We start from the raw sequence: 23,348 nt of genomic DNA, 5'->3' as shown, positions 1-23,348 counted from the left end.
CACACCATGAGGAAGAGCGGCGGACTTGCGCTGGTACGACGCATCGGCCGCCGGGTCGAGGCGCTGGGTCGTCGTGCCCGCCGTTCGCACCGGGTGGCGTTCGTCGCCCTGGTGCTGGTGCAGCTGCTGATCTCGATCGCGAGCGACGCCTGGATGGCCCTCGTGCCGGTGTCCTTCCTGATCGTCCCGCTGGTGGTCGGCGGCGTGCTGCTGCAGTTCGGGGAACTGGTGGCGCTGACCGGGATCACGACGGCGTTCGGTGCGTACGTCGTCCTGTCCCGCGGCATCACCCTGCCCCGGATCGGCTTCGTGCTGGTGCTCGTGATCGTCGGCTGGATCATGATCACCAGCGCCAAGGTGCGCAGCCGGCTCGGTGTGGCCGGCACTCGGAGCGAGTCGATGCTGATGGAGCTCCGGGACATCCTCACCGCGCAGGGGGAGATGCCGGCATTGCCCGCCGGATGGCGCGTCGAGGTCGCGATCCAGTCCGCCGGTGGGTCGACGTTCTCCGGCGACTTCGTGGTGTCGACGATGCACGACGACGTACTCGAGGTGGCGCTGGTCGATGTCTCCGGCAAGGGCATCGACGCGGGGACGCGGGCGCTACTGCTGTCCGGGGCGTTCGGCGGGCTGCTCGGCGTCGTACGGGAAGAGGAGTTCCTGCCATCGGCGAACCGGTACATCCGCCGGCAGGACTGGGACGACGACTTCGCGACCGTGGTGCATGTCGTGCTGGACCTGCGGACCGGTGAGTTCGACGTACGGACGGCCGGGCATCCGCCGGCGATCCAGTTCGACGCGTGGTCGGGGCGGTGGCAGACGCGCGACGCGGACGGGCCGCTGCTCGGGCTGATGGAGGCGCCGGAGTTCGCGGTGAACCGCGGGCTGCTGAAGCTCGGCGACGCGTTGTTCCTGTACAGCGACGGGATGGTCGAGACGCCGCGGCAGGACATCGGCCGCGGTACGGACCGCCTGGCGGGATTCGCGGAACGGCTTGTGGGTCAGGGGTTCGTCGGGGCGGCCGCGGAACTGGTCGCGTCGGCCGGCGGCCCGGGAGACGACTCGGCGATCGTCATCATCCACCGCATGGCCCATGCCGGAGGCAACTAAGTCTCTCGTTGTCATCCCCGGTTTTGTTGACTTGGGCAACGAGATGGGCATACTGCTGCTGAGATGTCCGCCGATGCTATGGCTGCAGGTGAGACAAGGGGACTGGGGATGGTCGTCAAGGGGATTCGCGCTCAGGCTGCCGGAATCGTGGCTGCCGCTGGAGCGCTCACGGTGCTGATCGGCGCCGCCGCGATGGTCGTTCGGCCGGGCGGGGATGCCGGGCCGGACAGTGCGGCAATGGCGGGCGCGGCGATGGCTGCGCCGCCGGGGAACAACGGGACCATCAAGATCGACGGGGTGGAGGTCGGCGACCGGCCGCCCGAGAACAATCCGCACCAGGGATGCTCGTTCACCGTCGAGTTCTACAACTTCGACGAGGGGCCGTACAACGCGCAGGTGATCTTCGAGGATCAGGCGCCGACGGCGGACGGCGGACTGCAGGTCGTGTCCGGCGACCTCACACCGTTCATCGGCGGTGATCCGGCGGGTGGTGGCAACGACCTGGACGCGCGCGTGGTCTACACGCTGAAGTTCACCGGCCAGCCGCATCCAATCCAGGGCTACCACGTCAAGGTCACCGTCCACGCCCCCGGCTCCCAGGGCAACGACACCAAACACAAGGTCTTCTGGGTCAAGGGCTGCGACGCCCCACCCCCGACGACACCCCCGACCACGCCGCCCACGACGCCACCCACAACGCCTCCAACCACGCCGCCTACGACGCCACCCACAACGCCGCCCACGACGCCTCCGACGACACCACCTACAACGCCACCTACAACGCCACCTACAACGCCACCTACAACGCCGCCCACGACGCCGCCCACGACGCCGCCCACCACGCCACCCACGACGCCTCCGACGACACCACCTACAACGCCTCCGACGACGCCGCCCACGACACCACCTACAACGCCACCGACGACGCCGCCCACCACGCCACCCACGACGCCTCCGACGACACCACCTACAACGCCTCCGACGACGCCTCCGACCACCACACCGACGACGCCGCCGACGACACCTCCGAGTACGCCGCCTACGACGCCTGCGACTACGCCGACGGTGCCTCCGGGTACGCCGTCGAGCACGGTGCCGAGTAGCGCGCCGCCGACGAGTGCCACGACGCCGGTGCCGACGCACCACACGAGGTCGGCGAGTTCCGGCGTACCGACTGCTGTGGATGCTGGTCTGCCCGGTCCGCCGACCCGTCCGGTCGCGGCGACCACTGGCGGCGGATCGAGCGAAGCCGGCGGCTTGCTGATGACACTCGGCGGCATGCTCCTCGCGGGTGGTGCGATCGCATCCCTCCGCCGCCACGGCCGCCACGCCCGATGACCTGACACACATCGGCGATCGTCGTGAACCACTGCAGCGCGTTGCCCACAGGCCTTGCCGTGAAGGCCTGTGGACAACCAGGACGAGCGCGAGGCCAATCGTTACCGAACGGCATTGGCTGCTGTAACGGAACCGCAATACGTCTCAGAGGATTTTCCCCTGCACTCGTTCGAGGACGGACATGACCCACACGGGCGTTCGCTCCCGGGCCGCCGGCATCTTCGCCGGCGCCGGAGCGCTATCCCTGCTTCTCGGCGCAACGGCACTGCTCGTCGCGCCCTCCGCCAACGCCGACCAGACCGGCGGTCACAACCCGCCGGGTAACAACGGCACCGTGAAGATCGAAGACGCCGACATCCAGAGCGGCCCGCCCGACAACAACCCGCACCAGGGCTGCACGTTCGCCGTCGAGTTCTACAACTACGACAAGGGCGACTCGTACAAGGCTGCGGTGACCTTCGAGGACCAGGCGCCGACGGCGGACGCCGGACTGCAGGTCGTGTCCGGCGACCTGCACCCGTTCATCGGCGAGGACCCGGCCGGCGGCGGCACCGACCTGGACGCGCGCGTGGTCTACACGCTGAAGTTCACCGGTCAGCCGCACCCGCAGCAGGGCTACCACGTGAAGCTGACCGTGAACGCGCCCGGCTCGATCGGCGCCGACAAGAAGCACAAGGTGTTCTGGGTGAAGGGTTGCGACACGACGCCTCCCACCACCCCGCCGACGAGCCCGCCGACCACGCAGCCGACGTCGACGGACACGCCGCCCACCACGCCGCCAACGACTCCGCCGACGACCAAGGAAACGCCGCCGACGACTCCGCCGACCACGACGGACACCCCGCCGACGACTCCGCCCACGACCACGGACACGCCTCCGGTCAGCCCGTCGGAGACGCCGGCCACCACGCCGGCCACGATGCCGACCTCGCCGGGTACGTCGACCAGCCCGTCGGACACGCCTCCGACGGCCACCGAGTCGACGCCGGCTGCCGACGTACCGAGTGACACCCCGACGGCCGGGGTGCCGACCGAGGTCGACGCCGGCTTCGGCGGACCGGCCGCCAATTCGGTTGCCGGAGGCAACAGTCCGTTCGGTCTCGCGGGTGGTCTGCTGCTCGTGGCCGGCGGCACGATGCTCGCCGGTGCCGGAGTCGTCGCGCTTCGTCGACGCGGGAAGCACAGCGTCGAGCAGGCCTGACATGAGCTCTGCCCGTCGGCGCGGCCGCCCTGCTCCACTTCGGTGGAGTGGGGTGGTCGCGCTTGCGGGTGCCGGCGTACTCGCGGCCGGCGCGTACCTGCAGTTCGGCGGTGACGATCAAGCCGGTGCGTCGTCGACTCTGCCGACACCATCGGCTGCCCCGACGCCGTTAGCAGTCTTGGGCAAGACTGCAGCCGTTCCCAGTTCGTCGACCAGTCGTACGGCGACAGCGCGCGCCGGAAGGCCTACGGGCATCAGCATCCCGCAGTTGGGCGTGACCGCGCAGGTCCTTGCGATCGACGCCGTACATGCCGCCTTGACCCCGCCGTCCGATGCGTCGAAGGTCGGTTGGTGGTCCGGGGGAGCGCAGCCCGGGAGCAAGCGCGGTTCGGCCGTGATCACTGGCCACACGGTTCACAACGGCGGCGGCGCGTTCGACAACCTCGGCAAGTTGGTCCCCGGATCGGTGGTGCGGGTGTCGACGGCGCGTGGTCAGGTGCCGTACCGGGTTGCCACTGTGACGACGTACCGGAAGGCCACGTTGGCGAAGCGTGCGGCGCAGCTGTTCGACCAGAGCGTGCGTGGGCGGCTCGTGCTCGTGACGTGCGAGGACTGGAACGGCGAGGTCTACCTCAGCAACGTGGTCGTCGTCGCCCTGCCGATGGCGTAGCCTGCTCCGTCGTGACGATCGATGGGCTGGGCGACACGTTCGGCGCACGCGCGGATCGGGCGGCGCCGGAGGTCTCGTTCGAGGAACTTGTCGCGATGATGCCGGACCCGTTGCGGGAGGTCTTCCCGCCGTACCGCTGGAACCTCGCGAAGCTGTGGGAGCTCGAGCTGAAGGTAGAGCCGGTCGAGATCGCGGACCTGGTCTGGATGTTCGACCTGCCGCTGTGGCAGCTCGAGAGCGAGCGGTTCAGGGTCACGCCGCATCAGGTCGCGGAGACGCCGATGAACTTCCGCGCGCACTACCAGCGGGTGATGGACGCGGACCTCGACTTCCCGATCAACCTGGTCGCGTACCGCGGCCGGCTGGTCGTGCTGGACGGCGTGCACCGGCTGCTGAAGGCGCACTTCCTGCGCCGCCGATGGATCGAGGCGACGATCGCGACCGCGACGCAGCTGCGGTCCTGCGCCGTTTGAGGGGCAGGATGGGCGGCATGGACAGCGTTGAGCGTGAGGTGTACGTCGAGGCTCGGCCGGAGACGGTGTGGGCCGCGGTGACGCAGCCCGAGGTGTTCGCCCGGTGGTACGCGTTCGGTGGCGCGGAGATCGACCTGCGCCCGGGTGGGCGGCTGGTGATGCGATGGGACGAGCACGGCGAGTTCATCGGGTTCGTGGAGAAGCTCGAGCCGGGCCGGCGGTTCGCGTACCGGTACGCCGTCGATCCCGGTGTGGAACCGGCGCCGGGCAACGCGAACCTGGTCGAGTTCACCCTCACCCCGGAAGGTGAAGGCACCCGCCTGTTGGTCGTCGAATCAGGCTTCGACCGCCTCGACAGCGAACACGACGCGGATCAGTCCGCCCAGGCTTGGGACAACGCCCTCACCACCCTGACCAACCTGGCCCCGACGCTCTGACCCTGCTGGGCTTGTAGCTTGCGGGCTCCCGATCAGGCTGGAGGGTCTGCGTGCAAACGGTTGAGCAGTTGATCGAGGTTCTGGGTGACGAGAACCTCGCGACGCTGGATCCCGGCGAGGTGGAGTTGCTCGGGCTGTCGGCGCCGGATGCCGAGACGCTGGTCGAGGTCGGCCTGCCGGTCGAGGCCGGACCGCTGTTCACGATCGACGTGGTGGGCGAGCCCGGCATGCTCGCGGTGCAGCGGATGACATCGGCCGACGGCGAGGAGAACCTCGCGCTGTTCATCGGCGGGCCGCGTGACCTGCCCGAGCTCCGGTACTTCCTGGACGTCCGGAACGGCGTCGTCGTCCTGTGCAGTGTCGTCGACGAGCATCCGCAGTACGAGGTGGTCAACAGTTCGCTCTCGGTTTTCGCGGAGTTCCTACTGCGGTTCGCCGTCTACTCCGCGAAGGGGTCGGCTACGGTCGAGGAGGATCGGCTGTCGATCGAGGAGCTCGCCTTGCTGCTGCACGAGCGGGACCCGTACGCGATCCGGAACTCGGGTACCTGGTGGTCGAAGGTCCTCGATCGGCTGCGCGGCACGGCACTCGAGGAGAACTGACGACGCGCCGGGGGTGGCATGTTGATGTGTCACCATTATGATTGGTGATATGACATCGAACAGTGACGACTACGCCCCGAGCCCGACCGGCTGGGTGCGGGACCAGGTCGAGAAGGTCGCCGCGGCCGGGACCACCGCGGCGGTCGACATCAAGGGTATGAAGGTGGTGCTGCTGACCATGCGCGGCGCCAAGTCCGGCAAGATCCGGAAGGTCCCGCTGATGCGAGTCGAGCACGACGGCGTGTACGCCGCGGTCGCCTCGCTCGGCGGCGCTCCCAAGCACCCCGTCTGGTATTTCAACTTGAAGGCCGACCCGAAGCTCACCCTGCAGGACGGCGAGACCACCAAGGAGTACGTGGCCCGCGAGATCGAGGGCGCGGAGTACGACGAGTGGTGGCCGCGGGCCGTCGCCGCGTACCCGCCGTACGCCGAGTACCAGACCAAGACCACCCGGAAGATCCCGCTCTTCCTGCTCGACCCGGTCGCGTAGTTCCAACGCCCCGTGGCTGACTAAGTCCTTGCAAAGATCTGGAGGAGATGACGGTCGGTCACTGGGGCGAGACCAGGCTTGTGAGACGCTGGCGACGGCTGGGTCCACCTCGACCCGGCCCGACGCGCTGCGTCGCTTGAGTTCTGGGAGTTGTCCTGACCACACACGACGCGGTGCAGGAACCGTTCGTCGGGTCGACGCGGCTGCGTCTGGCCGGACTTGCACTGCATGCCTATACCGCGAGCGGAACGGTGCTCGCGCTGCTGATCGTGATCGCCGCCATCGACGGCGACGCCGTCCGGGCACTCTGGCTCGGGCTCGCGGCTCTGGTGATCGACGGCACCGACGGGATGCTCGCACGCCGGCTGCGGGTGAAGGAGACCATCCCGTGGTTCGACGGCGCGATGCTGGACAACATCGTCGACTACCTGACGTACGCGTTCGCGCCGATCGTGCTGCTGTGGACCGGCGGCTACCTCCCGTCCGGGACCTGGGGCGCGGTCCTCGGCGCGCTCCCGCTGCTTGCCTCCAGCTACCAGTTCTGCCGCGTTGACGCGAAGACCGAGGACCACTTCTTCCTCGGGTTCCCGAGCTACTGGAACGTGGTCGCGTTCTACGTCGTCGTGCTCGGCCTCAGCCCGGTCAGCACCGGCATCATCCTGGTGGTCTGCTCGGTGCTCGTCTTCATCCCGGTGAAGTACGTGTACCCGTCGCGCACGAAGGCGTTCCGCTCGCTGAACCTGTTGACGACCGCGATCTGGCTCGCGTCGTACGCCGTACTCCTCGCACAGATGCCGAACCCGAACGCGATCGTGGTAGCGATCTCGCTGGCCTACCTGGTCTACTACGGCGCCCTCAGCCTCTACCTCACCTGGCGCCGCAAGGTCGTTTCGTAGGCCATGCCTCCCAACCTCACGCCTACTGCGCGGCACTCGGCACGGCACCTCGCCGCACGTGAGCAAAGGCCACGATGCTCCGCATCGAGACCTTCGCTCCCGCACGCCGAGCCACCGCACCGAGCACCTGCTCGCTACGATGTGAGGTTGGGAGGCATGGCCTAGTGGTTCTCGGTCTCGGCGCGGCGCTCGGCGCCGCGGTGCTGTTCGGTGTCGGGGCGATCCTGCAGGCCGTTGGTTCGCGGAAGGTGCCGACCGAGTCGGAGCTGGATCCGCGGCGGCTCGGCGGGTTCGTGCTGGCGCTGCTCAAGCAGCCCGCGTTCCTCGGTGCATTGGCGCTGAACCTCGCCGGATTCGGGCTGCATTTCGTCGCGCTACGGCTGCTGCCGTTGTACCTGGCGCAGGCGGGGATCGCGGTCAGTCTGGTCGTGACGGCGTTGCTCGCGACCCGGTTGATGTCGGACAAGTTGAGTGCGCTCGAGTGGTCCGCGGTGATCGGCGTCTGCGTCGGGCTCGGTCTCCTCGCGGTGGCCGCGGGCGATGCGGGCGCCAGTGCGCAGCATCACGGGCTCACGATCGGCATCATCGTGGGGCTCGTCGTCATCGCCGCGCTGGGTGCTGTTGCCAGTCGTTCGCAGCACGGTGTTTCCACCGCGCTGCTCGGGATGCTTGCCGGTCTCGGGTACGCCGGGGTTGCGATCTCGGCGCGCCTGTTGCAGGACGGGTCGATGAGCGAACTCGTCCGGAGCCCCACGCTCTACACGCTGCCGATCAGCGGCGCGCTCGCGTTCATCCTCTACTCGCTCGCGCTGCAACGCGGTTCGGTGACGCTGGCCACCACGCCGATGATCGCGTTGCAGACCATCACCCCGGCCGCCGTCGGCGTCTTCGTCCTCAACGACGCCGTACGCGCCGGATGGTGGCCGGCCGCGGTCGCCGGCTTCTTCCTGTCCGCCGCCGGTTCAGTCATCCTCGTCCGCTTCGAAAGCGTCAAGGCCTAGCCGCGCGACGAGAAGCCGGTGCCGGTGGGAGGATTTCCTGTGATAGCGCCGGAATTTCGCCGAAGACGGCTCTTCGGTCCGATAGGTGGGTGAACTGCGGGGCCGTGAGACAGGTTCTGGTGGGCTGGGACCTGATATTCCCTGTCCGCAGCACCGAGAAGGTGTCTCCTCGCCCGGCAACTCCGGGTCGAAGTTCTAACGGCTCGGCCACTTCCACGGCGGCTCGTCCAATGGGCGTTGACCGGTGATGGTGGTCGCGCCTTTCTCCTTGACGAGTTCGATCGTCTGGAGGTCGGGGGAGAGGGCCTCCAGCGAGGCGATGAACGGGCGGGAGTGGGTGACGACGATGACCTGCGTCTCTTTCGCCGCGGTGACCACCAGGTTGGCGAGCGCCGGCAGGAGATCGGGGTGGAGGCTGGTCTCGGGCTCGTTGAGAACGAGGAGTTCCGGCGGTCTCGGGGTGAGCAACGCGGCGACCCACAGGAGATATCTGAGGGTGCCGTCGGACAGCTCGGCACCGGAGAGCGGGCGCAGCAACCCGTGCTGCTGAAAGGCGATCTCGAAACGGCCCGCGGTGTTGGTGATCTGGACGCGGCTCCCGGGAAATGCGAGCTCGATCGCCTCCTCCAAGGCTCCTCGAGGACCTAGCTCCCGAACCGTCTGCAGAGCAGCAGCCACGTCCGAGCCGTCCCCGGAGAGTACGGCGGTGCGCGTGCCGACCTGGACTCGGCGGGCGGGCGCTGTCGCGTCGGTCCGGAAGTGGTCGTAGAACCGCCAGCCCCGCAGGCGCTCCCGCACCAGCAGCAGCTCGGGCGCGCGTTCCGGGTCCGCGAACTCGCTCAACATGCTGTCGAACGTCTCGAGCTGATGCCCGCCGCGCTGCCATTCACCACTCGCCGCCCGGATCCGCACCTCACGGTTGGTTCGCTCGACCAGCAACGCAGCCGGCCGCAGGAACGGCCCCGCCCACAACGCTTCGCGCTTGATCTCCGGATCTAGATCGAACTCCGATCCGTTCGGGATCGGCAACCCGAGATCCATCAGATAGCCGTAGTCGTCTCCCGCGAACCCCATCCGCAACGTCACCGGCCCGGTCCGCCGCGTGCCTTGCGTGGGCCGATCCTTCCGGACATGCTCCGGCCCCGCCCACAGCGTCGACTGCAGACCGCCTTCCCGCGCCAGCGCCGCCACCGCACCGTTGCGCGAAGCATCAGCCAGCAACCGCAGCGCCCGGTAGAGACTCGACTTCCCCGTCCCGTTCGCCCCGGTCACAACGTTCAGACCACGCAACGGCATCACCACCCGCCGCAGCGACCGGTAGTTCTCCACCGCCAACGTCGTCAACATGCCAGCCACGGTACCGACGCGCGCCGACAGTCCGTACTGACAACAGGACGGGCGCGTGGGAGAAACCCACGCGCCCGTTGCCGTCAGGCCAGGGATTCTTCCCAGGCCTGGTGGAGTCCGGCGTAGTGGCCGTCGTCCATGGTGATGAGGTGGTCGGGACGGCCGTCCTCGATGATCTGGCCGTATTCCAGGACCAGGACGCGGTCGGCGGTCTCGACGGTGGACAAGCGGTGCGCGATGACGATCGCCGTACGGTCGGCCAGGATCGTCTTCAGCGCCCGCTGGATGAGGCGTTCGCTGGGGATGTCCAGGCTGGACGTCGCCTCGTCCAGAATCAGTACGGCGGGGTTCGCCAGGAACGCCCGCGCGAACGCGACCAGCTGCCGCTGACCAGCCGAGAGCCGGGAACCGCGCTTCTCGACCGCGGTGTCGTATCCGTTGGGCAGCGCCGCGATGAAGTCGTGCGCGCCGATCACCTTCGCGGCCTCGACGACCTCCTCCATCGTCGCGTCCGGTTTGCCGAACCGGATGTTGTCGGCGACCGAGCCGGTGAACAGGAAGTTCTCCTGCGTCACCATCACGACCCGCTCGCGCAGGTCGTCCTCGGCCAGGTCCCGGAGGTCGACACCGTCGAGCAGCAGGTGCCCGCTCGTCGGGTCGTAGAACCGTGCCACCAGTTTCGCGATCGTGGTCTTCCCGGCACCCGTCGTACCGACCAGGGCCAGAGTCTGGCCGGCCGGCACGTCCAGCTGCAGACCGGGCAGCACCGGTACGCCGTCGACGTACTCGAAGCGCACGTTCCGCAGTTCCAGGTGACCGCGCGCCGGGCCTGGCTTGGCCGGCTGGATCGGCTCCGGCACGTCCGGTGTCTCGTTCAGCACGCCGGACAGCTTCTCCAACGCTGCCGAAGCGGACAGGAACGTGTTGTAGAACTGCGTGATGTCCTGCAGCGGCTCGAAGAACTGCCGCAGGTAGAGCAGGAACGCGGTCAGTACGCCGACCGTCACGTGCCCGTGGTACGCCTGGTAGCCGCCGTACGCCAGGATCGCGACGATCGTGATGTTGCCGACGCCCTTGATCGCCGGCATGAAGATCGCGTTCAGCCGGAACGCCTCGAGGTTCGCCTTCCGGTACCGGTCGTTGACGCCGTGGAAGATCTCCTCGTTGCGCGGCTCCCGGCGGAACGCCTGCACCGCGCGGATGCCGGTCATCGACTCGACGAAGTGCACGATGACCAGGACGACGGCCTCCCGCGTCTGCCGGTAGACCGCCGCGGACCGCTTCCGGAACCACGCTGTCAGGATCAGCAGCGCCGGGAACGACAGCAGCGCGAGCAGACCGAGCTTCACGTCGAGCGTGAGCAGGATGATCGACGTGCCGACCAGAGTCAGCACTGCGGTGACCAGGCTGTCGAACCCGCTCGCCAGCATCTCGTCGATGACGCCGACGTCGGACGTCAGCCGGGAGATCACCCGGCCTGACGTGAACTTGTCGTGGAACGCCGGGCTGAGCCGCTGGAAGTGGTCGAACACCCGGCGCCGCAGACCGAGCAGGATGGTCTGACCGAGCCGGCCCGAGCGCATCAGGAACAGCTGCCGCGCAAAGGCCTGGATCAACGCCGCCGCCAGCACGACGATGACGATCGTGACCAGCTGCTGGGAGCCCTCGCCCGCCAGGATCGGGGGGATGCCGTTGTCGATGCCCAGGTGGACCAGGTACGGCACGGCGAGCCGGGCGCCGTTCTCGACGAGCACGATCGCGACCAGCAGCCAGATGAGCTTCTTGTACGGCCGGAGCAGTTCACCGAGCAGCTTCCGGGAGTCCTCCTTCAGCCGGATGCTGGTCGCACGAGAGATCTCCCGGTCGGGGTCTTCCTCGAACAGACCCCGCCACTTCTGCTCCTCCGGCTGCTCATCCTCCGGTTCGCTAGGAGGAGGTGTCTGCTGGGTTGTCGTCGTCATGCGTGCACCTCCTCTTCCTCCGCTGCCAGCAGGTGCCGGTACGCCGGGACCGTTGCGAGCAGCTCCTGATGGGTTCCTACGTGCGTGACTGTGCCGTTCTGCAGCAGAGCGACCTGGTCGGCCAGCATCACCGTCGACGCGCGGTGCGCGACCACGATGCCGGTGGTCTCGGAGAGCACGTTCCGCAGTGCCTCCTCGACCAGCGCCTCGGTGTGTACGTCGAGAGCGGACAGGGTGTCGTCCAGCACCAGTACGGCGGGCTTGGCGAGCACTGCACGAGCCAGTGCGAGCCGCTGCCGCTGACCGCCCGACAGCGACATGCCCTGCTCGCCGACGCGTGTCTCCAGGCCCCACGGGAGGTCGTTGGCGAACTGCGCCTGAGCGATGTCCAGCGCCTGCTGGACGTCTGCCTCGGTGGCGTCCGGACGGCCGAGGGTCAGGTTCTCCCGGACGCTCATGGAGAACAGGGTCGGGTCGTCGAACGCGGACGCGACAGCCGTCCGCAGCGACACCAGGGACAGGTCCCGGATGTCGTGCCCGTCGATGGTGATCCGTCCGGCGGTCACGTCGTACAGCCGGGGGACCAGTGCGGTCAGAGTGGTCTTGCCGGACCCGGTGGCGCCGACCAGTGCGAGCGTCGTACCAGGGGCCAGGTCGAGGTTGATGTCGTGCAGCACCTCGGTGGAGTCGTCGGAGAACCGGAACCCGACGTGCTCGAAGCGCAGGTGACCCCGCGCGTTCGTGAGTTCCTCCGAGCCGGGCTTGATCACCGTGTAGGTGTCGAGGATCTCGCTGATCCGGTCCGCCGCGGTCATCGACTCCTGCGCCATCGCCAGGATCGCGCCGAGCGAGGTGACCGGCCAGACCAGCGACAGCATCAGCGTGATGAACGCGACCAGGGTGCCGAGCGTGATCGCCTCCCGGCCGACGGCGAGCGCGCCGAGCAGCAGGACGATCACCAGGGTCAGGTTCGGGATGACGCCGAGGAAGCTCCAGAACCGCGAGGCGAGCCGGACCTTCTCGACCTCGGTGTCGTACAGCCTGGTCGCCTCGTCGTCGAACTGACCCTGGACGTGCGGCCGCCGGCCGAACGCCTTGATCACCCGGAAGCCGAGCGCCGACTCCTCGATCCGGGTGGCCAGGTCACCCTGCTGGTCCTGGACCTTGCGGGAGATCCGCAGGTACTTCTTCTCGAACTTCAGCGACACCATGACGATCGGCACGGCGGCCACCAGGACCACGAGGCCGAGCGGCCAGTACAGCTGGAGCAGCAGGATCGTGACCACGACCAGCTGCAGGACGTTCATCACCAGGAACAGCAGACCGAAGCCCATGAACCGGCGGATCGTGGACAGGTCGGTGGTGACGCGGGAGAGCAGCTGACCGCTCTGCCAGCGGGTGTGGAACTCCATCGGCAGGGACTGCAGACGGACGTACAGGTCGTGCCGGAGCGTGGCCTCGAGGTCGCTGACGGTCCGGGACTGCGCCCAGCGGCGCATCCAGACCAGGATGACCTCGGCGATGCTGAGCCCGAGGGCCAGCAGTGCGAGCGGGACCAGCATGCTCAGCTCGCGGCGGGTGACCGGACCGTCGATGATGGCTCGGGTGACCAGTGGAACGGCGAGACTGACGCCGACGCCCAGCATGGCGGTGGAGAACATCACCGCGAGGCGCCAACGGTGTGGCTTCAGGTAAGGACGGAGCCGCCACAGGTTGCGGCTGCGTTCTGGGGCACGGGTGGTAGGGGCTGCAATCGACGGCGCTTGGACAGTGTGCACTGAAGGCATCTGGACGGGCGCACTTCCCATCTACTTCGAGTCAAAGGGGGTGAGGGCGTGTCTGCCCTTGGCGACCTGAAAACGGCGCACTTTCCAGTATCGCCCACTGGGTAAGCGCTTGTCCTGCCAATTCCATTCCCTCCCGATGAAACGCAATAACCCATCTCGTGCGTACGCCGGAACGTCGCCGGCACCTATCACGATCCGCAATCAGTACTACGCCACCGATCGCTCGACCAGTTCCCCTTCGGGCAGATCCTGCAGCCCGCGGAGCGGTGAGAAGGCGGCAACCAGAAGGCCGGCGAGCATGCCGGCGGTCGCGATCAGGAGGGTGGGACGGATGTGCAGGGCAGTGGCCAGGACGCCGGAGACCGCTGCGCCGACCGTCTGGCCGCCGATCACCAGAGTGCGCCAGGACGCGGTTACCTGCCCCACGAGATGCGACGGCGCGAGCCCCTGGCGCAGGGTGCGTTGCGGGACGCCGAACAGGGACATGCCGAGTCCGGCGAGTGCCTGTCCGAGGAGGATCACCGGCGTCACACCGGTGAACAGGGCGACGCCGTTAAGCGATGCGAGGACCACACCGGACAGGTAGGAGCGGCCGAGACCGACCCGGCGGCACCAGGCGGGGGCGATGAATGTTCCGGCCACCGCAGCAGCTCCGAACGTGGTCATGGACAGACCGACGAACGCCGGTGATCTGTGCAGCTCACGGATCAGGAAGAGCACCACCAGCGGGCCCGACATCGATCCGGCCATGGCAGCGATCCCTGCCGAGATCACGAGCGGTCTGAGCATCCGGTCGCCGAACAGCACCCGCAGACCGGCTGACAGACGCACCTCGGAGCGCGGTCGGGCGGGTGCGCGCGCCGGCTCGCGGATGAGGCACGAGACCACCGTAGAGACGACGTACGACGCGGCGTCGATGACGATCGCGAACGGTGCCGTGAGCACCTGTACGAGGAAGCCCGCTACGGACGGTCCGAGCGTGGAGGCAAGGTTGAGATTGAGCAGTGCCGCGCTGTTCGCCCGCATCAGGTCCGCACGCGGCACCAGCGACGGGATCATCGTCTGCGACGCGGTGTCGGACAGCAGAGTCAGCACTCCGGTCAGTACGGCGACGGCGTACAGCTGCTCGATGCGCAGCCATCCCAGTGCTGCTGCCGCAGGTACTGAGCCGAGCAGGAGGAGCCGCCCGAGGTCGGTCCAGATCAGCACGCGCCGCAGCGACCACCTGTCGACCCAGACGCCGGCGAGCAGCCCGAACACCAGATGCGGCGCGATCGTCAACGCGGACAACGCACCCATCTCCACGGCCGACGCCTGCAGGTTCAGCACAGCCACCAGCGGCAGCGCGACAGTGGTGACCGCACTGCCCGACGCGGACACCAGCTGCCCGATCCACAGCTTCCGGAACTCGCCCCTCACGACCCATGCCATGGCCGTGAACCTGTCACTCCGCAGAGTCACTCGACTACGCCTGTTCGCCCGGAGCAGACGCTGTTCACTCGACGCGAAACACGGGACCTCTTGCGGTGAAGGGGAGGGATGCGCCGCGGGGGATCAGCCACGCGTGCTCCCGCCGTACCCGGACGACGTCGCACTGGCCGTCGGTGATGAGCAGGATCGGACCGTGGACCGGGAAGTCGTCCGCGCGCTCCAGCAGATCCACACCGGGCTGCAGGACGGTCCCGCCGCGACCGTGCACCTTCACGCGGCCGGCGATGTCATCCACCGGCACGTAGCCGGCGTCGTACGCCGCAGCGTCGCAGTACACCACTCGCGCGGCCGGTACGTCGCGGGCGCGCGAGTACGACGCGATCGCGCCGAGTGCCTTGCCGAGCAGCTCGCGGTCCATCGAGCCCGACGTGTCCAGGACGACGCCGTACGTCGGGAGTCGTTCCAGCTCGACCGGGCGGATCCAGCCGGGGCGTGGGATGTCCGGCGTACCGGATTGGCGTCGGGAGGCCCGTGCGTACGTGCGGGTCTTCTCGACCGCTGGGACGTGCTCCTCGAACCAGCGGGCCAGCTGTGCGTCCCAGGCGAGCGGCGGGTGGTCCAGCGCGCGGATCTCCTCGACCAGTCCGGCAGGCAGCGTGCCGCGCGCTGGGTCGTGGTACGCCAGTCCGGTGCTCAGAGCGCGTCGGTAGATGTCGTCCAGGCCAGCAGCGCGTGCAGCCTCACCGGAGTGCGGGAGCGGGTGGCCGAGTACGTCGCCCAGGCCGACGCCGCGTAGCGTCGCCAGCTTGCGGTAGCGGCGCAGGTCCGTGGTGATGCGGTCGTAGACCTCCTCCGCGGACATGCCCTTCAGTGCTGGGTCGTACAGCCCACCGTCGGGCAGAGTGCCGACGCCCATCTCCAGGAGCCAGCCGTTGATCACCAGGTCGGCGGCGACGTTCCACAGGTACGGGTCGCGGCCTCCGACGCGCTCGCCGTGCCTCAGAGCGGCGTGCAGCATCTCGTGCGCCATGACGAACCGCCACTCGCTCTGCGTCAGGCTGGTCAGCGGGTTCACGTAGATCTCGCCGGCGGACGCGTTGACCGCCGCGACGCGGATGTCCCAGGCGCGGGCGAGCTCAGCCTCGGCGACGATCGTCATGCTCGCAGCGATCGCACCGAGCAGCGGGTACGACGAGACGAACCAGCCGAGTGCCAGGTCCCACTGGTCCCGGCCGCCGCTGCCTGCGGTCAGCGACGAGCGTGCACCACCAGCAACCTCGACGGCGGCAGCAGCCGCGGCGGACAGACCTGCGGCGAACAGTTCGCCCCAGGTCGGCGGCTTGCCCCAGCCGTTCCAGCGGGCGCTCTGGACATCAGGGGCATGACCGGCCACTCCCAGACGCTCGTACTCGGCCGGTACGCCGGTGCGCCTCCACAGTCGCGCCAGCGCGTCCTCCTCCACCGCGGGGAAGTCCTGCGGTAGTTCGACGACCGTCGTACCGAGTTTGAGCGACTGGAGGTAGCGGTTGACGGCCACGTCGTACGCGGCGGAGGCGGCCTGGTCAGGGTCCCGTTCGGTGTGGCCAAGGCCCAGGTGGATCAGCAGGTGCGCGAAGACCCAGGACCACTCGTCTGGTGTCGCGCGGCGCGTCCGGTGCGTGCGGATCTGGCCGTTCGAGTCAATCGTGGCCCAGCCGTCCAGTGGGCAGCTGTCGTCGCGAATCGGGCTGTGCGCCCAGTCGGCCATCGGTGCGAACAACGGGTGGTGCACGACAGTGGTCCAGCCGGACTGGATCGCCTCCCACGCCGGGTCCCGCTGCTTCTTCCGCTTAGGCACGTGCCGCCACCAGCCGCGGCAGGTCGCGACTGACTTCGACCAGGAACCACGTCGGCAGCACCGGTCGGCCGTCGTCGTCCGCAGCGATCACCACCTGCGCCACCTCGAGTGAGATCTCCGCCAGCTCGACCAGCAGGGCCTTGCCGCGGTGCGCGAGCTGACGGGCCGCAGGGCTCGCCGACGCCTTGTCCGCGGCCAGCTCCTTGATCAGCCGGGCACGGAACGTCTCGGCCAGGAAGTACAGCAGGTCCCGGTCCTCCGGTGCGGACGGCCAGCCGGTTTCGCCCTTCAGCACGGCGTCCAGCCCGAAAGCGTGCCGGACCGTCTTCACGTACGCGCGGAACGCCGACGCGTGCGCCGCGTACAAGGTGCCGAAGGCAAGGACCCGGAGCGTCTCGTCGGACACGTCGTCGCCGTACGAGTGCAGGGCGTCCGAGAGCATGTGCCAGCTGCGCGGCGTCGAGAACGGCTCCTCGGTCTTCGGCGGCGCGATCCACAGGTGGTCGGGGCGGTTGCGCAGGTAGTCGACGACCCACGGGTGGATGCCCGCCGTACCCGCCCACTGCAGCCAGTCGGTCGCGGACGCGCGCAGGTGGACGTGCACGAGGCGGTTCACCAAGGCGCTCGCCATCGGGCGGGCCAGGGCGTTGTCGGTGGCCCGGTTGCCGGCGCCGATCACGACGGAGCCCTCGGGCAGCTCGTACTCACCGATGCGGCGGTCCAGGATGAGCGAGTAGAACGCCTTCTGTACCTCGGCCGAGGAAGCGTTCAGTTCGTCGAGGAACAGGCAGTACGGCTCGTCGCGGGCGATCGCCACGGGCGGTGCGAACCGGCTGCGGCCGTCGACGATCTGCGGTACGCCGATGAGGTCCTCCGGCGCGAGCTGCGTGCCCAGGAGCGTGACGCATTCCAGACCGAGCGATTCCGCGAACGCCCGTACCAGGCTGCTCTTCCCGATCCCCGGTGCGCCCCAGAGGAAGACCGGGCGTACCACTGCCACGTGCAGCAGTACTTCGGGCAGTTCGGCCGCCGATACCGTGATTCCTGCCTGCATCAGTCCCCTTCGTCGCCGGTCAGCCTTTCAGGATCCTCTTGAGGTCACGGTGTGTCACCCGGTTTTTCCACTACGCTGCTCTCGTGCTGGGGTTCCGGGTGAAGGCGGCGATCGTGTGTGCCGTCGTGCTGCTGCCGTTGTCGGCGTCGCAGGTGATGGCAGCCGATCCACCCCAGCACCTGGGGGAGGGCGTCCTCGTTCCTGGGCGCACGGCGGTCGACGTCGGTATGTCGGGCGCCCGCGTGGTCGTGTCGAACCCTGTCTACGAGACGAGTAACAACGGGACTACCTGGACAGCTTCTGGTGGCTCGAACGACGGCAAGCCGCTGCAGGTCGAAGGGACTGCGCTACTGACCTTCGACGGCAGTACTGCGAAGGTCGGTGGGCTCACGTTCCCGGCAGCGGACGAGGTGGTGCTCGGGAAGGGCGGCAAGCTCGTCTCGCACCGTGCGTCGGCTGCTGCGACCGCTGAGGTGTACGACGTCGCCAGCAAGGCCAAACTCGCCGACGCCGCCCAGCCGTTCGCCATGTCCGGCGACACGTTGTGGAAGGTGACCGAGCCAGGGCATCTGGACGGTAAGAACCTGACCACTGGTGTAGTGAAGACCGTGCTGGTCGCCAGCGCGTGCACGGTCGGCCCGGACCACGTCAACGGCCGGTGGGCGGTGCTGAGCGGCTGCAACCAGGTAGTAGACGTCAACGGGCCGCAGCCGCCGCGGAACCTCACTGTCGCTGCAGACGCCCAGCTGGGCAACGGATTCACCGTGCAGACCTCCGGCTCCGACTTGCTGGTCACCGACCTCAACGACCCGGCGCTCGGGCAACGCCGCTACGGGCCGATCCGCACAACCACCCCGAGCTTCCGCGCAGACGGCTCCGGCCTGGCGGTGATCGTGTACGCCGACGCGGCCAGCAGGCCCCGGGTGATCACCCTGTCCTGGCTGACCGCCGACCCGCAGCAGCACCCGGACACCGTCGCGCCCGTACTGACCAGTGCGTCCGCAGGCGACCGCGTCCGCGACAACACCAGCCTGTCCTTCGAGTGGGCGTACGACGACCCGCAGGACCCGAACTCACCCGCGACCGGTGTGAACAGCTACGACCTGCGAATCCAGCAGCGCCCCAACCGCACGTCGCCGTACAGCGCCTGGAACCAGGTGCCCGAGTGGCAGGGGCTCAAGACCACCGGGGCGAGTTTGACCGCACCGATCGGCACCGACACGTGCTGGCAGGTGCGTGCGCGCGACTACGCCGGCAACGTGAGTGCCTGGAGTACGTCGTACTGCAGTGAAGTGGACGGTACGGCGCCTGCGCTGGTCACGTGGCGCATCGGCGACCGCGTGCAGCTGAGCGGTTCCGCGACAGTGCGCTGGGCCTACAAGGACGACACCGACATCGCGTCGTACGACGTGATCTACAAGGTTGCCGCACCGGGTGCCCCGCTCGGCAAGTGGATCTACCCGGCCGTCTGGCAGAACACGCGCATCACGGGGATCACCTGGTCGCCACGACTCGGCTGGGACGAGTGCTTCATGGTGCGTGCCCGCGACTACCTGGGGAACCTGTCCGCCTGGTCCGCACCGATCTGCTCGGTAGTACCCGAGGACGATCGCGCCCTGACCTCAGCCGGCACGGTCACCCGCTCCACCAGCACGCTGGCGTTCCAAGGCACCACGACCATCCTCAAAGCCAACGGCGCCTACCTGACCAAGGCGACCGAAGCCGGCCAGCGCATCGCCCTGGTAGCGATTCACGGTCCCGGCCAAGGACGCGTGGACATCTACCACGCGAACCTCAAGATCGGCACGGTCTCTCTGGCCGCGACCACCACCAGCCGCGTGGTCACCTACCTCCCCACAACCCCTTTCCGCACAGGGGCTCTCAAGATCGTCTCCACTTCCACGGCCCCGGCCGGTATCGACGGCATCGCCTTTCTCAGGGCTCCGTAGGAATTTCGGGACGTATCAGTCCGGTTCCCGGTTTCAAGCCGTCGGAGGCGGGTAGGTTGCCGGGCGGGAGACAGCACGGAGGACCACAAAGACTCGGGGTCTGGACTGGGAGGGAACCCTTGTCAACGCAGTGTCCGTCGGCCGATTCGGCCGGCGATCGGCGGTACCTGATGCCCGCTCGCGGGCCGCACGTCCCACTCGAGGAGCTGCCTTCTCGAGCCGGATAGCGAATCCCTATGGATGCCAACGCCCTCCAGCGCAGCTGGGACCGGGTGACAGAGCACGGAGAACAGGTACCGCTGTACTTCTACTCGCACTTGTTCGTGTCCTATCCCGAGGTACGGCCGATGTTCCCGCTCTCCATGTCGAACCAGCGGGACAAGCTCGTCGGCGCCCTCGGCCGGATCGTCAGCCATGCCGATCAGCTCGAGAACGACGCGGCGTTCCTGGAGCACCTCGGCCGCGACCATCGCAAGTACGCCGTCGTCGCGGACCACTACAACGCGGTCGGTGCGTCGTTGTGCGCGACCCTGAAACACTTCCTCGGGTCCGACTGGGACGAGGAGCTCGCCGGGCACTGGACTGCGGCCTACCAGGTGATTGCCCGGATCATGGTCGAGGCGGCCGAGACCTCCTCGGAGTCCAGCCCGGACTGGTGGGACGCCGACGTGACCGCGGTCGAGCGGCGGACCATGGACCTCACGCTGCTGACCATCCGGCCGCGGCGCGCGTTCCAGTTCCTCCCGGGCCAGTCGGTCTCCGTGGAGATCCCGCAACGGCCCCGGCTGTGGCGGTACTTCAGTCCGGCGAACGCCCCGCGCCGGGACGGCTCGATCGACCTGCACGTACAGCAGATCGACGGTGGCCAGGTGAGTCCGGCCGTGGTGCGGTCCCTGAAGGTCGGCGACGTCGTGAAGCTGGGCGCCCCGGTCGGTGAACGGCTGACCCGGCGTACGGACGACGTACGGGACCTGCTGATGGTCGCCGGAGGAACCGGTCTGGCCCCGCTGCTCGCGGTCCTCGAACAGATCGACAACGAGTGGGCTCGGTCACGGACCGCCCCACGGGTCCATCTGCTCCACGGGGTCCGGATGCCCTGGCACCTCTACGACCGCCCGCAGCTGCGTGAGATGGCTCAGAAGCGGCCCTGGTTCGACTACACGGAGGTTGTGTCGGACGACGCGTCCTACCCAGGCACGCGCGGAAAGGTCGGCATGGTCGCAGCCCGGCAGGACCTGCACGGGCGGACGGCGATGGTGTGCGGCGGCCCGCAGATGGTCGCGCACACGCTGGAGCGACTGGCCGGCGCTGGCATGGACCCCGAACACATCAAGTACGAGCACTTCTACTACGCGCCCGTTGACGAGCACACGGGCGACCCAGCGCTCACCAGGTCAGGAGACAACAAGTGACGAACGGAAAGCACCGCCACGGCTCTCCGCACTACCAGACCCCCGATGCGATCCGGGGTGAAACGTTCCGGCGCAGGCTCCGGGGCCTCGATTCCGACCAGGTGTACGGGTACATCGACCTGCTCGCCGACCAGGTGCACGCGACCGCGCGAGAGGTCAGCGATTGCCGGGCCGAGAACGAGCGGCTCCAGGCGGAGCTGCGGCGAGCCCGGGCGGAGGTCCAGCGGGTGCAGGGCGAGCTGGACGAGTACGAGCAGGTCGGCGAGCGCGTGAACGAACAGATCGTCGAGCTGTTCAGCCAGGCCCAGCTGGTGGCCGAGGAGATGGTCCAGGACGTCAGCCGGGACGCCCGCGAGCGCATCGGTCAGGCGCGCGCCCACGAGCGCCGGATCGTCGAGGAGGCCATGGACACGGCCGGGCAGCAGGTCCGCTCGTACGCTCAGAACGCGCAGACCCGGATGCAGTCGATCGTCGACTCGTTCTCGACCGAGGTCGAGCGGCTCGGCAGCAACGGGCAGTCCGGTGCGGCAGCACCCCACCAGAAGGACGCCTGGTTCGACGACCTGAGTGACTGGCAGGTCCGCCTGCAGAACGGGCACGCGAACGGGAACGGGCCTGGGGGCGCGAACGGCAGCGGTCCGGGGTCTCCGGGCTCGGACTGACCCGTGCATACTCTTCCGAACCCCGCCCGGACGGAGGAACACCGCGCGGAAGCCCCGACCAGCCGGCGGGCGGCACGAAGCCGCCGGCCACTGGCCCTGCCACTCGCAGTCCTCGGACTGGCTGTGGCAGGCGCCACCCTCGGCGTGCTCCAACTCGGCCACGGTGCGCCCATCGGCGTCCCGACCGAAGTAGCGATCACGCTCAGCCTGGCAGGCCTCCTCCTCGCCGTGGGAGTCTGCGTCCGCCATGTCGTCCCGGTGCTTGCCGGGGAACAGTTGCTCCAGGTCGCCGGCGTGCGATGGGGCACTGGCCGACGCTCCCGCCGTACGGCGGCACGACGGCCCGTGAGGGTCCTACCTCCGCCCGACCACCCGCCGGTGAGCCGTTCCGAGCCGGAGACCGACATCGAGACGGTCAAGGCCGCGGCGAAGGAGTTCCTCGAGCTCTTCCACGGCGAGGACGCACAGGCCGGCCCGATCGAGCCGCGGCTCGCCGAGGTGATGCGCGAGATCGACACGACCGGCACCTACTGGCACACCCCCGACGAGCTCACCTTCGGCGCCCGGGTCGCCTGGCGGAACAACAAACGGTGCATCGGGCGGCTGTACTGGCGCAGCCTGCAGGTGCGCGACCTGAGGACGGTTTCCGACGCCGGCAGCGTCGCCGCGCACTGCTTCGAGCATCTGCGGACGGCGCACAACGGCGGCAAGATCCGGCCGATGATCAGCGTGTTCGCTCCCGAGACGCCGTCCCGGCCCGCTCCCAGGATCTGGAACGAACAGCTCATCCGGTACGCCGGATACGAGCAGCCGGACGGCCGCGCGCTCGGGGATCCGCGGTACCGCGCGTTCACGAGCAAACTGATGCAGCGCGGGTGGCGGCCGCCCGAACGGCGAGGAGCCTTCGACGTGCTCCCGCTCGTCGTGGAGACCGTCGAAGAAGGGCCGCGGATGTTCCAGCTGCCCGGGCAAGCGGTCCACGAGGTTCCGCTCGAGCACCCCGAGCTGAAGTGGTTCGCGGACCTCGAACTGCGCTGGCACGCGGTCCCGGTGATCAGCAACAACCGGCTGGTCATCGGCGGCGTCTCCTACCCGGCCGCACCCTTCAACGGCTGGTACATGGGCACCGAGATCGGGGCCCGCAACCTGGGCGACAGCGACCGCTACGACCTGGTCCCGGAGGTCGCGGAGCGGATGGGGCTGGACACCTCGCACGAGGCGACCCTGTGGCGCGACCAGGCCCTGGTCGAGATCAACCGGGCGGTCCTGCACTCGTTCACCGCGAACGGCGTGACCGTCACCGACCATCACACCGAGTCCCGCCGGTTCCTCATCCACCTGGAGAAGGAAGAACGCGCCGGCCGCGGCTGCCCCGCCGACTGGAGCTGGATCGTCCCGCCCATGTCCGGCTCCCAGACCCCCGTCTTCCACCGCTACTACGACGCCGACAACCAGGTCCCCAACTTCGTCAACGACCCCGAAGCCACCTGCCGAGCCCTCCGAGGCGGCCCACCCGCCTTCCCCTGACCACCCGCCACCCCAACCCCAGAGCCCGCCCCCCAACCCAAGCCCAGAGCCCAACCGCCAACCCAACCCAAGCCCAGAGCCCCGACCGCCCAACCCGAGCCCAGAGCCCGACCCCCCAACCCAAGCCCAGAGCCCGACCCCGACCCGAGCCCAGAGCCCGCCC

20 protein-coding genes are annotated in these 23,348 nt (G+C 68.6%); 14 read left to right on the top strand and 6 right to left on the bottom strand.

Features of this window, described 5'->3' with window-relative positions:
- Positions 1–6 precede the first annotated feature (6 nt).
- The 10 genes from ACWF0M_RS04790 (at position 7) to ACWF0M_RS04745 (ending at position 8,218) form a co-directional block, all read left to right on the top strand.
- Positions 7–1,110, top strand: coding sequence for a PP2C family protein-serine/threonine phosphatase (locus ACWF0M_RS04790; protein WP_452234256.1), 1,104 nt, complete (start codon positions 7–9; stop codon positions 1,108–1,110).
- 147 nt (positions 1,111–1,257) lie between these two features.
- Positions 1,258–2,448: a hypothetical protein gene (locus tag ACWF0M_RS04785; RefSeq protein WP_452234255.1), complete on the top strand. Its 1,191-nt coding sequence runs from the start codon at positions 1,258–1,260 to the stop codon at positions 2,446–2,448.
- Between the two features lie 181 nt (positions 2,449–2,629).
- On the top strand, positions 2,630–3,649 hold the full coding sequence (locus ACWF0M_RS04780; RefSeq protein ID WP_452234254.1) for a hypothetical protein: 1,020 nt from the start codon (positions 2,630–2,632) through the stop codon (positions 3,647–3,649).
- A gap of 1 nt (position 3,650) precedes the next feature.
- Positions 3,651–4,319 (top strand): class F sortase, encoded by a 669-nt coding sequence (locus tag ACWF0M_RS04775; protein WP_452234253.1) that lies wholly within the window; start codon positions 3,651–3,653, stop codon positions 4,317–4,319.
- Between the two features lie 11 nt (positions 4,320–4,330).
- Positions 4,331–4,792: a hypothetical protein gene (locus tag ACWF0M_RS04770; protein ID WP_452234252.1), complete on the top strand. Its 462-nt coding sequence runs from the start codon at positions 4,331–4,333 to the stop codon at positions 4,790–4,792.
- 17 nt (positions 4,793–4,809) lie between these two features.
- Positions 4,810–5,229 carry an SRPBCC domain-containing protein gene (locus ACWF0M_RS04765; protein ID WP_452234251.1) on the top strand — a complete coding sequence of 140 codons (420 nt, stop codon included), beginning with the start codon at positions 4,810–4,812 and terminating at the stop codon, positions 5,227–5,229.
- 68 nt (positions 5,230–5,297) lie between these two features.
- A complete protein-coding gene (locus ACWF0M_RS04760; protein WP_452234250.1) occupies positions 5,298–5,831 on the top strand; it encodes an SUKH-4 family immunity protein in 534 nt (177 codons plus the stop codon).
- A 49-nt stretch (positions 5,832–5,880) separates the two neighbouring features.
- Positions 5,881–6,321 carry a nitroreductase family deazaflavin-dependent oxidoreductase gene (locus ACWF0M_RS04755; RefSeq protein WP_452234249.1) on the top strand — a complete coding sequence of 147 codons (441 nt, stop codon included), beginning with the start codon at positions 5,881–5,883 and terminating at the stop codon, positions 6,319–6,321.
- A gap of 173 nt (positions 6,322–6,494) precedes the next feature.
- Positions 6,495–7,217, top strand: coding sequence for a CDP-alcohol phosphatidyltransferase family protein (locus ACWF0M_RS04750; protein WP_452234248.1), 723 nt, complete (start codon positions 6,495–6,497; stop codon positions 7,215–7,217).
- 164 nt (positions 7,218–7,381) lie between these two features.
- Entirely contained in the window at positions 7,382–8,218 is an 837-nt protein-coding gene (locus ACWF0M_RS04745; protein ID WP_452234247.1) for a hypothetical protein, read from the top strand.
- 195 nt (positions 8,219–8,413) lie between these two features.
- Here the strand turns inward: ACWF0M_RS04745 and ACWF0M_RS04740 are convergent, their stop codons facing one another.
- The 6 genes from ACWF0M_RS04740 to ACWF0M_RS04715 form a co-directional block, all read right to left on the bottom strand.
- Positions 8,414–9,565 (bottom strand): AAA family ATPase, encoded by a 1,152-nt coding sequence (locus ACWF0M_RS04740; protein WP_452234246.1) that lies wholly within the window; start codon positions 9,563–9,565, stop codon positions 8,414–8,416.
- Positions 9,566–9,648: 83 nt separating this feature from the next.
- Positions 9,649–11,526 (bottom strand): ABC transporter ATP-binding protein, encoded by a 1,878-nt coding sequence (locus tag ACWF0M_RS04735; protein ID WP_452234245.1) that lies wholly within the window; start codon positions 11,524–11,526, stop codon positions 9,649–9,651.
- The gene (locus ACWF0M_RS04730; RefSeq protein WP_452234244.1) at positions 11,523–13,187 is read right to left on the bottom strand and encodes an ABC transporter ATP-binding protein; all 1,665 of its coding nucleotides are present in this window, start codon (positions 13,185–13,187) and stop codon (positions 11,523–11,525) included. Before ACWF0M_RS04730 ends, ACWF0M_RS04735 begins: the two co-directional genes overlap by 4 nt.
- 333 nt (positions 13,188–13,520) lie before the next feature.
- Positions 13,521–14,744 (bottom strand): MFS transporter, encoded by a 1,224-nt coding sequence (locus ACWF0M_RS04725; protein ID WP_452234243.1) that lies wholly within the window; start codon positions 14,742–14,744, stop codon positions 13,521–13,523.
- 64 nt (positions 14,745–14,808) lie between these two features.
- Entirely contained in the window at positions 14,809–16,581 is a 1,773-nt protein-coding gene (locus tag ACWF0M_RS04720) for a vWA domain-containing protein (protein ID WP_452234242.1), read from the bottom strand.
- Positions 16,574–17,635 carry an ATP-binding protein gene (locus tag ACWF0M_RS04715; protein ID WP_452234241.1) on the bottom strand — a complete coding sequence of 354 codons (1,062 nt, stop codon included), beginning with the start codon at positions 17,633–17,635 and terminating at the stop codon, positions 16,574–16,576. Before ACWF0M_RS04715 ends, ACWF0M_RS04720 begins: the two co-directional genes overlap by 8 nt.
- An 83-nt stretch (positions 17,636–17,718) precedes the next feature.
- On the opposite strand from ACWF0M_RS04715, the gene ACWF0M_RS04710 reads away from it, so the two are divergent.
- From ACWF0M_RS04710 to ACWF0M_RS04695, 4 genes are all read left to right on the top strand, one after another.
- Positions 17,719–19,584 carry a hypothetical protein gene (locus ACWF0M_RS04710; RefSeq protein WP_452234240.1) on the top strand — a complete coding sequence of 622 codons (1,866 nt, stop codon included), beginning with the start codon at positions 17,719–17,721 and terminating at the stop codon, positions 19,582–19,584.
- Between the two features lie 236 nt (positions 19,585–19,820).
- Entirely contained in the window at positions 19,821–20,996 is a 1,176-nt protein-coding gene (locus ACWF0M_RS04705) for a globin domain-containing protein (protein WP_452234239.1), read from the top strand.
- Positions 20,993–21,658, top strand: a complete 666-nt coding sequence (locus ACWF0M_RS04700) for a DivIVA domain-containing protein (protein ID WP_452234238.1) — start codon at positions 20,993–20,995, stop codon at positions 21,656–21,658. Before ACWF0M_RS04705 ends, ACWF0M_RS04700 begins: the two co-directional genes overlap by 4 nt.
- Before the next feature lie 123 nt (positions 21,659–21,781).
- Complete coding sequence (locus ACWF0M_RS04695; RefSeq protein WP_452234237.1) at positions 21,782–23,185, top strand: nitric oxide synthase oxygenase; 1,404 nt, start codon at positions 21,782–21,784, stop codon at positions 23,183–23,185.
- Positions 23,186–23,348: the final 163 nt, after the last annotated feature.

The sequence above is a fragment of the Kribbella sp. NPDC055110 genome, from assembly GCF_053607525.1.
This window is presented reverse-complemented; position numbering and strand designations above follow the sequence as displayed.

What these genes read in the sequence shown, in the direction of transcription:
- ACWF0M_RS04735 (WP_452234245.1), bottom strand. Translation starts at nt 11,526, where the DNA reads ATGACGACGACAACCCAGCAGACACCTCCTCCTAGCGAACCGGAGGAT.
- ACWF0M_RS04730 (WP_452234244.1), bottom strand. Translation starts at nt 13,187, where the DNA reads ATGTTCTCCACCGCCATGCTGGGCGTCGGCGTCAGTCTCGCCGTTCCA.
- ACWF0M_RS04715 (WP_452234241.1), bottom strand. Translation starts at nt 17,635, where the DNA reads ATGCAGGCAGGAATCACGGTATCGGCGGCCGAACTGCCCGAAGTACTG.
- ACWF0M_RS04725 (WP_452234243.1), bottom strand. Translation starts at nt 14,744, where the DNA reads ATGGCATGGGTCGTGAGGGGCGAGTTCCGGAAGCTGTGGATCGGGCAG.
- ACWF0M_RS04705 (WP_452234239.1), top strand. Translation starts at nt 19,821, where the DNA reads ATGGATGCCAACGCCCTCCAGCGCAGCTGGGACCGGGTGACAGAGCAC.
- ACWF0M_RS04765 (WP_452234251.1), top strand. Translation starts at nt 4,810, where the DNA reads ATGGACAGCGTTGAGCGTGAGGTGTACGTCGAGGCTCGGCCGGAGACG.
- ACWF0M_RS04780 (WP_452234254.1), top strand. Translation starts at nt 2,630, where the DNA reads ATGACCCACACGGGCGTTCGCTCCCGGGCCGCCGGCATCTTCGCCGGC.
- ACWF0M_RS04755 (WP_452234249.1), top strand. Translation starts at nt 5,881, where the DNA reads ATGACATCGAACAGTGACGACTACGCCCCGAGCCCGACCGGCTGGGTG.
- ACWF0M_RS04740 (WP_452234246.1), bottom strand. Translation starts at nt 9,565, where the DNA reads ATGTTGACGACGTTGGCGGTGGAGAACTACCGGTCGCTGCGGCGGGTG.
- ACWF0M_RS04775 (WP_452234253.1), top strand. Translation starts at nt 3,651, where the DNA reads ATGAGCTCTGCCCGTCGGCGCGGCCGCCCTGCTCCACTTCGGTGGAGT.
- ACWF0M_RS04790 (WP_452234256.1), top strand. Translation starts at nt 7, where the DNA reads ATGAGGAAGAGCGGCGGACTTGCGCTGGTACGACGCATCGGCCGCCGG.